Source organism: Streptomyces sp. MMBL 11-1 (assembly GCF_028622875.1).
In the GTDB taxonomy this organism is placed as follows: domain Bacteria; phylum Actinomycetota; class Actinomycetes; order Streptomycetales; family Streptomycetaceae; genus Streptomyces.
Genome location: NZ_CP117709.1, coordinates 7,051,705 through 7,064,023, shown reverse-complemented (window position 1 = coordinate 7,064,023; position 12,319 = coordinate 7,051,705). Strand labels below are relative to the sequence as shown.

Here is a 12,319-nt window from a genome sequence, read left to right as displayed (position 1 = left end):
CCGACGGCCTCTTCGGGCGCCCGGGGCGAACACTATGAACGCAATGTGCGCGGGCCTTCTCCCCGGGTGCGGCGCTTCCTAGCATCCGGGGAAGAGGCCCCGCGCACCTCCGCGCCGGGCAGACAGGCCAGGAGCCGCCCCCCGTGAACTCCCCCCACGTGCCCGCCCCCGTACGGCCGCTGTACCGCCGCCACCGGCTCCGCTCCGCCGCCCTGGCCGCCACGTTCGCTGCCCTGCTCCTCGGCGCGGCGGGCAAGGCTCCCGCGACGCCCGCCCCGGCCGGGGCGCCGACCGGGGCCGCGTGCCCGGTGGCGCCGGCCGTAAAGGCCCAGTGCCCCACGGGACAGGGCGGCGACGGAGCGCACTGAGTGCACGCGCCCGACCGTCGTCAGCCCGTCTTCGCGTCCCGCAGCAGCTCCTCGATCCGGGACAGCTCGTCCTCGGTGAACTCCAGGTTCCGGGCGGCCTCGACACTGTTCTCCAGCTGGGCGACGCTGCTCGCGCCGACCACGGCGGAGGTGAGACGGCCACCGCGCAGCACCCAGGCCAGGGCCAGCTGCGCGAGCGACTGACCGCGCTCCTTCGCCAGCGCGTCCAGCGCGCGCAGCCGGTCCACCAGCTGCGGGGTGACGGCGTCGGGCGTCAGGAAGGGGCTCGCGCCGGCGGCCCGGGAGCCGGCCGGGATGCCGTTCAGATAGCGGTCGGTCAGGATGCCCTGCTCCAGCGGCGAGTAGGCGATGGACCCGACGCCCAGCTCGTCGAGGAGGTCCGGCAGCCCGTCGTCCTCGATGCGGCGGTCGAGCATCGAGTAGCGGGGCTGGTGGATGAGGAGCGGAGTTCCGAGGTCCTTCAGGATCGCGGTGGCCTCACGGGTCTGCGCGGCGGAGTAGTTGGACAGGCCGACGTAGAGGGCTTTGCCCTGCCGTACGGCGGCGTCGAGTGCGCCCATCGTCTCTTCGAGGGGGGTCTCGGGGTCGGGCCGGTGGGAGTAGAAGATGTCGACGTAACCGACGCCGAGGCGCTTCAGGCTCTGGTCGAGGGAGGAGCGCAGGTACTTGCGGGAGCCCCACTCCCCGTACGGCCCGTCCCACATGTGGTAGCCGGCCTTGGTGGAGATGACGATCTCGTCGCGCAGGTGGGCGAAGTCGGTCGCCAGGGCGCGGCCCAGGGTGAGTTCGGCGGATCCGGGCGGCGGGCCGTAGTTGTTGGCCAGGTCGAAGTGGGTGATGCCGAGGTCGAAGGCGCGGCGCAGGATGCGGCCCTGTTCCTCGGGCGTCCTGTCGCCTCCGAAGTTGTGCCAGAGGCCGAGGGAGAGCGCGGGCAGCAGCAGACCGCTGCGGCCGGTGCGCCGGTAGGGCATGGCGGAGTAGCGGTCGGCGGACGGCAGGTACATACGAGGCTCCGCGGTAGGGGTACGGGGGTGGCGCGCCGGGACCGGCGCGCACCCGGTCCAGGCTTCCGCAGATCGATCCAGCAGTCCAACAGGAGATTCCGCTCGGATTCATCGTTTAGGTTGCTCAATCATGGAATTGCGTCAGCTGGAACACTTCGTCGCCGTGGCCGAGGAGCGGCACTTCACCCGCGCCGCAGCGCGCCTCGCCGTCTCGCAGTCCGGGCTCTCCGCCTCCGTACGGGCGCTGGAGCAGGAGCTGCGGACCCCGTTGTTCAGCCGTACCACGCGCTCGGTCCTGCTCACCGAGGCCGGGCGGGCGCTGCTGGTGGAGGCGGAGCGCACGCTGGCGGGCGCGCGGGCCGCGCGGGACGCGGTCGATGCCGTACGGGGGCTGCTGCGCGGGACGCTGACCATCGGGGTCGAGCAGTGCGTGGCGGGGGTGAGTCCGGCGCGGCTGCTGGCTGCGTTCCACCGGGAGCATCCACAGATGGAGCTGCGGCTGCGGCAGGAGGGCACCAGCAGCCTGTTGGACGGGGTGGCGGGTGGACGCCTCGACCTGGCGTTCGCCGCGACGGTCGGCCCGGCGGAGTGGCGCGGGGAGCTGGTGCCGCTGGCCCGGGAGCCGATGGTGCTGCTGTGCGCGGCGGGGCACGCGTTCGCCGGGCGGCCGGAGGTGGGGTGGGAGGAGCTGCGGGGGGCGTCGTTCATCGACTTCCATCCGGACTGGGGTCCCCGGCGGGCCGCCGACGAGGCGTTCGCGGCGGCGGGGGTGCGCCGGACGGTGGGCCTGGAGGTCAACGATGTGCACAGCCTGCTGGAGCTGGTGCAGGAAGGGCTGGGGATCGCGGTGGTGCCGCACCACTTCTCCCGCAAGCCGGAGGCGGCCCGGCTGGTCGCCGTGGAGCTGGGGGGCGCGCGCCGGCCGGTGTACGAGAGCGTGGTGGTGCTTCCGGCGGCGCGGAGCCTGAGCCCGGGGGCACGGGCCCTGATGCGGCTGGTGCGGGAGGAGCCGGTACGGGAGCCGGCCCGGGGCTGAGCCCCGGAACACCACCTGCTCCGGGAGGCCGCCCCCGTACTCCTGAGCCCTGTACTCCGTACTCCTGAGCCCCGTACGTCTCAGCCCGTACGTCTCAGCCCACCGCGTCTCAGCCCACCGCGTCTCAGCCCCCTGCGTCTCAGTCCTCGTGGCCGAGTTGGAGGTCGCGTTCGGTGCGGCCGCCGCCCGCGACCTGGAGGACGGTGGCGACCGGCGGGTACCCGGCGGCGATCACCGTGTACTCGCCGGACGACAGGTCCACGAACCGGAACGATCCGTCGGGTCCGGTGGTGAGGGTGTCCACCACATTGCCCGCCGCGTCCAGCAGGGTGACCCGGGCGTCCTCGACGGGGCGCCCGGCGGTGGCCCGGACGACGCCGCGCAGGACGGCCCCGCCCGCCAGCTCGATGTCCTGCCGGGTCTCCCGGGCGGCCTGCACGCTGACCGGGAGGGCGGCGGGGCGGAAAGCGGGGGCGCTGGCGGCGAGGGTGTACTCGCCGGCGACCAGTTCGCCGATGACGTAGCCGCCCTCATGGCCGGTACGGGTGGAGGCGACGACCTCGCCGCGTACGTCGGTCAGGGTGACGGCCGCGTCGCGGACGGGGGCCCCGTCGGGGGTGAGGACGGACCCGGCGAGGCGGCCGGCGCCGCCGAGCACCACGTCCAGCTCGACGGGGCGCTCGCCCACGGTCACGCTGACGGCCTGCGGCTGGTGTCCGCCGGCGGCGGCGATCAGTACGTAGGAGCCGGCGCCGGGGACGCTCAGCGCGTACCGCCCGTCCTCACCGCTGGCCCCGCGCCCGATCTGCCGCCCCTGGACGTCGATGAGGGTGAGGGCGGCGCGGGGGACGGCGGTGCCGTCCGGGTGCTGGACGCTCCCGTGGACCGGGACCCCGGAGAGGTAGCCGGAGGCGGGCCGCCCGGAGTCGGCGCGGGCGGCGGGGATCGGGGAGGCCGTGATCTCTGCTGCGGCTTCGGGGCTGTGGTGGGACACCAGCGGTTTCTCCTTGAGGAAGAAGGCGAGGACCAGGCCGAGCACGAGCACCGGCACGAGGTAGAGGAAGATGCGCGGCATCGCGTCGACGTACGCCTGGATGTACGCGTCGCGCAACGCGGGTTCCATCGCGTGGACGATCTGCGGGGTGATCGACTCGGGGTCGGGCAGCTCCGCGCCCGCGGGCAGGCGTACGCCGAGGGCGTCGGAGAGCCGCCCGGCGAACAGCGTGCCGAAGATCGCCGCGCCGACGCTGCCGCCGATCTGCCGGAAGTAGTTGTTGGCGCTGGTGGCGGTGCCGAGGTCCGAGGGGCGTACGGAGTTCTGCACGGCGAGCACGAGGACGGACATGACCAGTCCGATGCCGGTGCCGAGGACGGCCTGGTAGAAGCTGTACGCCAGGGGCGAGGTGTCCGCCTCCAGCAGGGACAGCAGCCACATGCCGACCACCGAGACGGCGCTGCCGACGATCGGGTAGATCCGGTAGCGGCCGGTGCGGGTGATGAGCTGGCCGGAGACGACGGACCCGCCGACGATGCCCATCATCATCGGGAGCATCAGCAGCCCGGATTCGGTGGCGCTGGCCCCGTCGACCATCTGGAGGTAGGTCGGGAGGTAGCTGGCGGCCCCGAAGAGCGCGATACCGACGACCGCGCCGACCAGGCCGGTGACGTTGAAGACGGAGTCGCGGAACAGCCGCAGCGGAATGATCGGTTCTGCGGCCCGGTGTTCGGCGGCGACGAAGAGCACCGTCGTGAGGACCGCGCCCGCCGCGAGCCCCAGGATGGTGCGCGAGCCCCAGGCGTACTCGGTGCCGCCCCAACTGGTGACCAGCACCAGGCAGGTGGAGGCGACGGCCAGGAGCACCGCGCCCAGGACGTCGAGCCGCGGCCGTACGGCGGGCCTGGGCAGTTTGAGGACGACGGCGATGACGGCCAGGGTGACCAGGCCGAAGGGGACGTTGATGTAGAAGCACCAGCGCCAGGAGGCGTGGTCGGTGAAGAACCCGCCGAGCAGGGGGCCGGCGACCGAGGCGAGGCCGAAGACCGCGCCGATGAGGCCCATGTAGCGGCCGCGCTCCCGGGGCGGGACGATGTCCGCGATGATCGCCTGGACACCGATCATGAGGCCGCCGCCGCCGATGCCCTGGACGGCGCGGAAGGCGATCAGCTCGTCCATGGTGCGCGACCAGCCGGCGAGGGCGGAGCCGATGACGAAGACGACGATGGCGAACTGGAAGACGCCCTTGCGGCCGAAGAGGTCGCCGAGCTTGCCGTAGAGCGGCAGGACGATGGTGGAGGCGAGGAGGTAGGCGGTGACCGCCCAGGACATCTTCTCCAGGCCGTGCAGCTCACCGACGATTCTGGGCAGGGCGGTGGCGACGATCATCTGGTCGAGCGCCGCGAGCAGCAGGGTGAGCATCAGCCCGAGGAAGACCATGCGGACCTTGCGGGGGCTGATCTCCACCGCGTCCGGGCCGGGTCCGGCCGGAGGGGGTGGCGGGGGCGGTGCGGCGGGGAGTTCGACCGTGGCCGCCGTGCCGTCCGGAGTCGTGCCGTCCGGTCCCGGGCCCTCCGGCTCGTCCTTCACCAGCGTGATACCACCCACCACGTAACGCTCCCCTCGTCGCACCTGCGCCGCCCATTTCTCGCATCGTGCGGCAAGGCGGGGCAAACGTGACGAGGGGCGTACGCGGCGCGCACGGAGGGCTTATGCGCCGGTGGGAGCCACTACGGCGCACAACCGGCCACCCCGGAAAACCACCCGTTCCGGTGAGGCCGGCCGCGCTCACGGAGGCCGGATCTCCGGCCTCCGGTGCGGTGAAAGGGAATTACTTCTCGACCTCGGTGGCGAGGTTCTGGAGCAGCTCGTCGTAGATCCGGCCGAGGCCCTTGGGCGCGAAGGTCCGCTCGAAGAACCCGCCGATGCCGCCCGCGCCGTCCCAGACCGTGGTGACGACGACCCTGGACTTCCCGTCACCGGCCGGGGTGACGGTCCAGGTGGTGACCATGGAGGAGTTGCGGTCGTTCTCGACGAGCTGCCCGTCGGTCGGCTCACTGACCTCCACCAGGCAGTCACGGACGCGCTTGCTGGTCGCCTGGAGCTTCCAGTGCACGAGGCTGCCCTCGCCGTCGCCGCCCTCCCGGACCTCGTACTCGCTGAAGTGCCCGGTCAGCACCTTGCCGCGGACGTCCTTGTAGTCGGCCAGCGCGTCGAACACGTCCTCCGCGTCCGCCGCGATGATCCGCTCCGTCGTGGCCTCGACCTGCGCCATGGCTGTTCCTCCAGCACTCGGTTGTTCGGTGGTGGGCTGAGCCAACCACCTCGGGCACAGCCGCTCAAAATCACGCCCGGCCGCGACCGGTTCCACGCACCCGGGTCACAGGGACGTGAACCATGCGGCGAACGCGCTGCCCACCGCGGTGGCGAGGGCTGTCACCAGCCATCCGGGGATGCGCTGGACGGTCAAGTGGACTTCCCCCACGCGTAGTTCGAACGCGGGACGGGTGGGTGTGGACGGCATGGCGCTCTCCCTGCTCGACGAGATGAAGCGACGCACTCGGATGGTGCCCACGTGGTGCCACGGATCATAACTATCCGTGTGTACGCATTGATCGGTGCACGCCGGCACAAGGGGGCGCACGGACCCGAGCGGGCACGTCGCTGAGCTGGGGCACCTCCTTCCGTGCCTCACACCTGGGCGGCCGGCCCAGCGTGCGCACCACCCTCTTTCGGCAGGTCACGAAGGCGACTCCGGTGCGGTGACGCCCTGTCGGCCGGTTCTGGATCCGTTGGCGGCGGCTGCCGACGCGGTGGCCGTACGGCGGTGGTGCTTCGCCGTCCCGTGACGGGTACCGAGCACGCGTCCTCGCTGCGGGTGGCCGGAAAACCCGACTGTCGGTTCTGCGACTGGCACGGCCGCGCCGCACCCGTAGGCCGCGAAGCGGGGAGGCCGGTCCGGACCGGAGTCGTCAGCGGCGCAGACGATCACCCGGGCGGGCGACGCGACCGTCCCCCGGTCGCCCGGGTCGCCCGGGTCGCCCGGGTCGCCCGGGTCGCCCGGGTTCAGGGTCGGCGGTTCCCGAGCACACAGAACTCGTTGCCCTCCGGGTCTCCCAACACACGGAACTAGTAGTTCTGGAGTGTTGTCGTGGGTGCATCGGTCCTGGTCAGGGAGCGCAGCAGCACGGGGAACCCCTCGGTCCCTACGGGGGACATGCGCAGTGCACCCCGGAACCCCATCACGGGCACGGCTTACGAAACCGCGACCCTCCGGGGTGTGCGGTGCGTACGCCTGTCCGTCCTGACCGACGAGACCACCAGCCCCGAGCGGCAGCAGGGGAAGGCCACAGCAGCCGGCCGCAAGGATCGGTGACTACCTGCACGTTCACGCCGTGGCGGCGGTGTTTGGCCGAGTAGTCCGCCCGCCCGTCAGCGACGCGGTCGCACTCGGCGAAGTGCCGTCCAGCAGGACGAAGTCCGGGTCGGCTTCACGCAGTGTCCTGAGCAGACCCGGAGCGCGCTCGGCGAGCAGGTCGGTGACCGCGATGGTGTAGGCGTGGGCGGTGGACTCGCTGATCCCGAAACCTGCGGCGATCTGCGCCAACGTGATGTGCTCGCGTAAGTACACGAGCGCCACCATCGCGCGTTGAGACGGGCGCACGGGCGCAGCTTGCAGAGCCGGTCCCCCTCGCGGGTGACGATGAGCATGGTGACCCACCCCACGAGCGCGTGCGGCGCGTCGAGTGCGGCTGGGTAGATGACCAACGAGGTCTCCAGGGCTGCTTGGTTGAGACGTCAGACATCTCCATCAACAATCCGGGGGCCTGGCCTGTTGCGCGCCCTCAGCCGTCAGCCGATCGGTGCCCAGACTGAAGAAGCGCAGTGACGAGGACGAGGAACGGACTGGCGTCATCCATCGGTCAGCTGTTGGATGACCTTGAGCGCCTGACCTGCTCCGTTCTCGGTCATCAGATGTTGCGCCGCCTTTGCGGCGGCTCGACTGTGTGCCTGCTGCTTCACTACTTGGTGAAGTGAGTCGGCAAGCCGTTCGACGGTGAGGGATCGGAAGGGGATCGGGACGGTGGCGGCGCCGATGGCGGCAAGTCGCCCCGCCCAGAACGGCTGGTCCGCAGTCACCGGTACGGTGACCGCGGGCACTCCAGCACGCAACGCGGCGGCCGAGGTGCCGGCCCCGCCATGGTGGACCACCGCGGCCAGCCGTGGAAACAGCAAGGCGTGCGGTACGTCCCCGATCGTGAGCACGTCGTTCCCGTCGGCGGCAAGCCCGGCACTGCCGGCTTGGAGGATGCCGCGCAGTCCGGCGCGGCGCAGGGCTTGCACAGCGATCTCGCTCAGCCTCTCCCCGTCACCGGCTGCCATGCTTCCGAAGCCGATGAGGACGGGTCGGGGTCCGGCACGCAGGAAGTCCTCCAGATCAGGAGGCAGCCGTTCGGCCGCCTCCTGATGGGGCCACCAGTTGCCCACGACCTCCAAGCCGGCGCGCCAGTCGGAGGGACGAGGCACCAGGGCCGTGCTGAAGCCATGCAGGATGGGCCAATTCGCCTGTTCCTGCCGTCGACGCATCTCGGAAGGTGAGGCCGGGGGCAGTTGGAGGCGGCGGCGCAGCTATGCGACAGCCTGTTCGTAGACGCGGTCGGCCATGTGCAGTGCGAAGCGTCCGGTGGCTCGGTTGGCGAGACGGCCCAGTGAGCGGGAGCCTGTGACGACGGGCGGGAAGTCGCCGGTCGGTTGGGTGGGTTGGAGGTACACGCCGAGGCTGGGTGTGCCCGTGGCCTCGGTGAGGTGCCAGCCGAGCGGAGTCGTGGTGGTCGACAGCAGGAGCAGGTCCGTGCCTTCGTCCATCACGTCGGCGAAGCCCTGACCCAGTTCGGTGATGAACGTGGCAGCAGTGCGCATGAGTTCACGTTTGCCTGTGATGCTGCCACGGACCCGTGTGTCGGCGGGGAGGCTGCGAAATTCCAGCCCTGCGTCGTGTACGAGTGGTGCGAAGGTGTCTGTGGTGGCGAGGGTAACGTCGTATCCGGCCCGGCGTAGTTCGGATCCCAGACCCGTGTAGGGCGCGACGTCGCCGCGCGATCCGGCTGCGGCGATAAGGATTCTCATTGGTCCTCCTGGGAACCGGTACGACCACCTGCGTGGCGGGCCGCGTTGGCGTGAACCGCCTTGCGCGTATAGGCGGCCAGGCCCGGGCGTTGCTGCGACGGCGGTATGACCAGAGCGAACGCGCGCGGGTCGGCGACGAAGTCGTCCGCGATACGCCGGTGCATGTCGGGCGGGCAGGCGGTGAACCATCGTGAGATGTGCAAGCGGTGCTCCTCGGCGAGGTCCATGGCCCGCTCGCCGTTGCTCAGCTCCCCCTCGTCGAAGGCCGCGAGCAGCTCCGCGCGCCAGGCGGCGGTCTCGCCCATGAGCTGACGCCAATCCTCTTTGGTGTGAGCAGCCGCGCGCGCCATCGCCTCGCGCTGTCCCTCCGAGTGCGCCCACTTCAGTTCTGCCTCGGTGGCATAGCTCAGGTCGAAGGTGATCTCACCGAAGACCTCGAAGCGTTCCTGAGGAGTCAGGGACACCCCGGTCTTCTGGACCTCCATCGCCCGTTCCGCCACCTCGGCCAGCCGCTGCAGCCTGGCGATCTCCTCACGCAGCTGCCGCTGCCGGGCCCGGAGCTGCTCCAACGGGTTCACCTGCGGATCCTTGAAGATCCCGGCGATCTCATCGAGAGAGAAGCCGAGCTCACGGTAAAAGAGGATCTGCTGGAGACGGACCAGGTCAGCCTCACTGTAGAGCCGGTAACCGGCGGGGCTGCGGTCACTGGGCGAGAGCAGCCCCGCCTTGTCGTAGTGATGCAGTGTCCGCACCGTCACGCCGGCGAAGGCCGAGACCTGCCCCACGGAGTAACTCATCCACCTGCCCTTTCGTCGACATCCAGCCTCAAGCCTGACGTAAGGGGAGGGTCAACTCCCGCTCTCCGGGCCTCGGAGGATGTTCCGCCCGGCCGCCGCAAGCACATGACGTCAATTGCCAGAGCCGTACCCACCCCGGAGCGGCACCGCCGAAGAACCTCAGTGACCGCGTTACCGGCGCTATGGCTGCCATCCGAAAGATGGTGCTTCGGTGGCGCGGTGGCGGTCGTCCCCCGTACGGCTACGTGCACACCCCCTTGCCCGCAGAGTTCGGCGGGGTCGGTCGGACGCTCGTACCGGACCCCGACGCGGTCAAGGTCATTGAACGCATCGTCCGTGGGCTGTGGGAGGGGGCGACCGTTTCGGCTATTGCCGCAGGGCTCAACGCGGACATCATCCTGAGCCCGCGCGATCACTGGGCGGTGATGAAGCGCGACAAGGGCGGAAAGACCGGCGGGGCCAAGGGGTCGCACGTCGTCCGCGACGTGTTCAAGTGGACCCCCGCTGTCATCACGCGGATACTCCGAACGAAACGCTGCTCGGCTGGAAGATGCACAGGGACGCCCCGTGCGCGACGTCTCCGACCGAGGGCGCGTCCGCGCGCCTGGTCGAGCCCGCCACGGTCGCCGAGCCCGTCCGGGAACTGGTCGCCGCGTAGGGCCCCGATAGACTCGGACTGCCCCGCCCCGTGGACCCGCCGGGACTTTCTGCTGCCCGCGCACGGGCGTATCGGGTTCTCGCCCAAGGGGGAAAGCGGCGGTCCGAGTGCCCGTTTTCTCAGCGTTGCCCGTGCACCACGCACCCGCGAGGGTGGCCGCAGGGGTCGTGAGGCAACGCACGCGGGGACCGCACCGCCCACCAGTAACCGCCCTGACGGGGCGTTGAACGGGGTTGCAAGACCGTGCGGTCCCCACGGTCGTCCCGACGCGTCTATGAGCGCCAGGACGACCCTTTACGCCCGCTGACCCAACGGCTAGAGGTGCGCGGTACCGGCCCCCTCGGGAAGACCCGGAACGAACCCGCAGAGTTCCCCGGTTCGAGTCCGGGGCCGGGCGCAGACCAATCGGAACCTGATCCGGATAACGACTTCCGTCAACGTCGTGATCTTCGGGCAGTTCCACCCATCGCCAACGAGCGCCAGGGCGACGAGCAACCTCATTCCCTTGGGCACGCTGCCCACGGGTCCAGGCATGTTGCCCATCAGGTCGCTCACAGAGCAGGACCAGGACGACCACCAGGGGTCGCACATGCGCCGTATCGACTGCACCGAGCCCGCGACGCACCGCGGACGCTGCAACACGCACCACGGGGCGTACGAGGGACGGCCGAGTGTCCGTTCCAGACGTGCGCGGGGGCGACGACGGGCGAGCCGCCGGGACGCTGCCGCGAGGCTTCGCCGGCGAGTGCAGAAACGGGGCTCGGCCTGGTGCGACCGGTGCATGGGCGACTTCCCCGCGAACGAGGTGGACGTGGACCATGTGCGGCCCCTCGCGCTCGGCGGTGAAGACGTTGACAGCAACGTCCAAGTGCTCTGCCACGACGGCCACCAGCTCAAGACGGCTACGGAGTTCGGCGGAGCCCGTGACGTGGCCTAAGACCTGTCCCGTAAATGATCTTGACCGGTGAGGACGTGGTCGGTGACCAACCCGACTGCTCGCCTATCCGGCGAGGTTGAGGTTGTGCATCCGGGCGATTCCGAGCATGGCGTGGTGGACACCGTCACCTTTGAGGCGGCAGTCGCGGAGGATCTTCCAGGTCTTCATGCGGGCGAAGACGTGCTCGACGCGGGCTCGGACCTGTTTGTGGGACTTGTTGTGCACCTGTTTCCAGTCAGGCAGCTCTTCGCCTTTGCGGCGGCGGTGGGGCATCACGAGCCCGGTGCCCGGATAGCCGCCGTCGGCGATCGTCATGGTCTCGCCGACTGCAGCCTTCGCGCCGGACTCCTCCCACGCCTTACAGTCGGTGCGATTCCCGGACAACGGTCGGCCAACCGCGACGACGAGCCGAGTGTCGGCATCGATGACGACCTGGTGGTTCGTGGAGTACCGGTTGTTCTTGGACTGCTCGGCGATGGTGTGATCGCGGGTGGGCACCAAGGTGCCGTCCACGATGAGCACGGTGTCCTTCGCGAACCGCTTGCGGGGCTGGAGGGCGAGCATCGGGGCGAGGTAATCGATGATCCGGTCCGCGGCCGACTTGGACACCCCGAACAGCGGAGCGAGCTGCCGCATGGTCAGATTCGTGCGCCAGTAGGCCGCGACCAGCAGGGCCCGGTCCTCCAGCGGCAGGTTCCACGGCCGGCCCCTGCGGACCGCGTCCGCACCCTCACGCCGCAGAAGGGTCACCAACTTCCCGAACAGACGAGGGCTCAGCCCGGTGAACGGGGCCATCCAGGACGGCTCCGACGCCGCGATCACATCAGACACCACAAGATCATTCCATGCCGCCCAGCACAGCACCGAGAATGTCCCTATGACTGAAGAACTAGCGAGGTTCATCGAGGCGCGGCTGGACGAGGAGGCCGACTTGGCTCGGCGCTGCGACGGTGACGGATGCGGGCAATGGTCGGCCCAAGGTCACACGGTCGACTTCTGCCAGGTTGACCTCACTGGCTTCCACCCCACGATTGCTCTGCACGTGGCTCTGCACGACCCGGCCCGCGTCCTGCGCGAGATCGAGGCCAAGCGGCGCATCCTGGCCCGTCACGCCCGCGACCCCTGGCCGTGCCACGACCTGCGTGACCTTGCCTCGCCCTACACCGACCATCCTGACTTCCCCGCAAGGGCCTGAAGTGGCGCAGTACATGGGTAGAAGCCCCAGCAAAGCCGCGAGACCGGGCGTCACGTCGCCCCGGAAGATCATTACGGGACAGGACTTAGAACTCCTAACGAAATGATCTTCGAGGTGGTTGGATCACTCCGGGGCCGTTGATCTGGGGTGCGGAGTGGCTCGGCGGAAGCCGTGGGACGTCG

At 70.2% G+C, this 12,319-nt stretch carries 10 protein-coding genes and 2 pseudogenes; 4 read left to right on the top strand and 8 right to left on the bottom strand.

All coding sequences use genetic code 11. The features are described from left to right. Positions 1-143 precede the first annotated feature (143 nt). Positions 144-368 (top strand): hypothetical protein, encoded by a 225-nt coding sequence (locus PSQ21_RS31205; protein WP_274034649.1) that lies wholly within the window; start codon positions 144-146, stop codon positions 366-368. Positions 369-388: 20 nt separating this feature from the next. On the opposite strand, the gene PSQ21_RS31200 is transcribed toward PSQ21_RS31205, so the two are convergent. Next, positions 389-1,393 (bottom strand): aldo/keto reductase, encoded by a 1,005-nt coding sequence (locus tag PSQ21_RS31200; RefSeq protein ID WP_274034648.1) that lies wholly within the window; start codon positions 1,391-1,393, stop codon positions 389-391. Between the two features lie 130 nt (positions 1,394-1,523). Between PSQ21_RS31200 and PSQ21_RS31195 the strand changes: the two genes are divergently transcribed. Beyond that, positions 1,524-2,429: a LysR family transcriptional regulator gene (locus PSQ21_RS31195; protein WP_274034647.1), complete on the top strand. Its 906-nt coding sequence runs from the start codon at positions 1,524-1,526 to the stop codon at positions 2,427-2,429. A 139-nt stretch (positions 2,430-2,568) separates the two neighbouring features. On the opposite strand, the gene PSQ21_RS31190 is transcribed toward PSQ21_RS31195, so the two are convergent. The 6 genes and pseudogenes from PSQ21_RS31190 to PSQ21_RS31165 all read right to left on the bottom strand — a co-directional run bounded on the left by PSQ21_RS31190 (position 2,569) and on the right by PSQ21_RS31165 (position 9,347). Further along, entirely contained in the window at positions 2,569-5,034 is a 2,466-nt protein-coding gene (locus PSQ21_RS31190; protein WP_274034646.1) for an MFS transporter, read from the bottom strand. Positions 5,035-5,254: 220 nt separating this feature from the next. Beyond that, positions 5,255-5,698, bottom strand: coding sequence for an SRPBCC family protein (locus tag PSQ21_RS31185; protein ID WP_274034645.1), 444 nt, complete (start codon positions 5,696-5,698; stop codon positions 5,255-5,257). A 105-nt stretch (positions 5,699-5,803) separates the two neighbouring features. After that, positions 5,804-5,947, bottom strand: coding sequence for a hypothetical protein (locus PSQ21_RS31180; protein WP_274034644.1), 144 nt, complete (start codon positions 5,945-5,947; stop codon positions 5,804-5,806). A gap of 811 nt (positions 5,948-6,758) precedes the next feature. Further along, positions 6,759-7,191, bottom strand: a pseudogene (locus PSQ21_RS31175) (transposase family protein); the annotation flags it as partial. 144 nt (positions 7,192-7,335) lie between these two features. Beyond that, positions 7,336-8,550, bottom strand: a pseudogene (locus tag PSQ21_RS31170) (glycosyltransferase). After that, complete coding sequence (locus PSQ21_RS31165) at positions 8,547-9,347, bottom strand: MerR family transcriptional regulator (protein WP_274034643.1); 801 nt, start codon at positions 9,345-9,347, stop codon at positions 8,547-8,549. The pseudogene PSQ21_RS31170 and the gene PSQ21_RS31165 overlap by 4 nt, the downstream one beginning before the upstream one ends. A 1,439-nt stretch (positions 9,348-10,786) precedes the next feature. On the opposite strand from PSQ21_RS31165, the gene PSQ21_RS31155 reads away from it, so the two are divergent. After that, positions 10,787-10,942, top strand: a complete 156-nt coding sequence (locus tag PSQ21_RS31155; protein ID WP_274034642.1) for an HNH endonuclease — start codon at positions 10,787-10,789, stop codon at positions 10,940-10,942. Positions 10,943-11,005: 63 nt separating this feature from the next. Here the strand turns inward: PSQ21_RS31155 and PSQ21_RS31150 are convergent, their stop codons facing one another. Then, entirely contained in the window at positions 11,006-11,773 is a 768-nt protein-coding gene (locus PSQ21_RS31150) for a transposase (RefSeq protein WP_274034641.1), read from the bottom strand. A gap of 46 nt (positions 11,774-11,819) precedes the next feature. Here PSQ21_RS31150 and PSQ21_RS31145 point away from each other — a divergent pair, with 46 nt between their 5' ends. Continuing rightward, a complete protein-coding gene (locus PSQ21_RS31145; protein WP_274034640.1) occupies positions 11,820-12,137 on the top strand; it encodes a DUF6221 family protein in 318 nt (105 codons plus the stop codon). Positions 12,138-12,319 lie beyond the last annotated feature (182 nt).

Excerpts from the sequence above, each read along its gene's own strand:
- PSQ21_RS31185 (WP_274034645.1), bottom strand. The coding sequence starts at position 5,698 with ATGGCGCAGGTCGAGGCCACGACGGAGCGGATCATCGCGGCGGACGCG.
- PSQ21_RS31155 (WP_274034642.1), top strand. The coding sequence starts at position 10,787 with ATGGGCGACTTCCCCGCGAACGAGGTGGACGTGGACCATGTGCGGCCC.
- PSQ21_RS31180 (WP_274034644.1), bottom strand. The coding sequence starts at position 5,947 with ATGCCGTCCACACCCACCCGTCCCGCGTTCGAACTACGCGTGGGGGAA.
- PSQ21_RS31165 (WP_274034643.1), bottom strand. The coding sequence starts at position 9,347 with ATGAGTTACTCCGTGGGGCAGGTCTCGGCCTTCGCCGGCGTGACGGTG.
- PSQ21_RS31200 (WP_274034648.1), bottom strand. The coding sequence starts at position 1,393 with ATGTACCTGCCGTCCGCCGACCGCTACTCCGCCATGCCCTACCGGCGC.
- PSQ21_RS31195 (WP_274034647.1), top strand. The coding sequence starts at position 1,524 with ATGGAATTGCGTCAGCTGGAACACTTCGTCGCCGTGGCCGAGGAGCGG.
- PSQ21_RS31145 (WP_274034640.1), top strand. The coding sequence starts at position 11,820 with ATGACTGAAGAACTAGCGAGGTTCATCGAGGCGCGGCTGGACGAGGAG.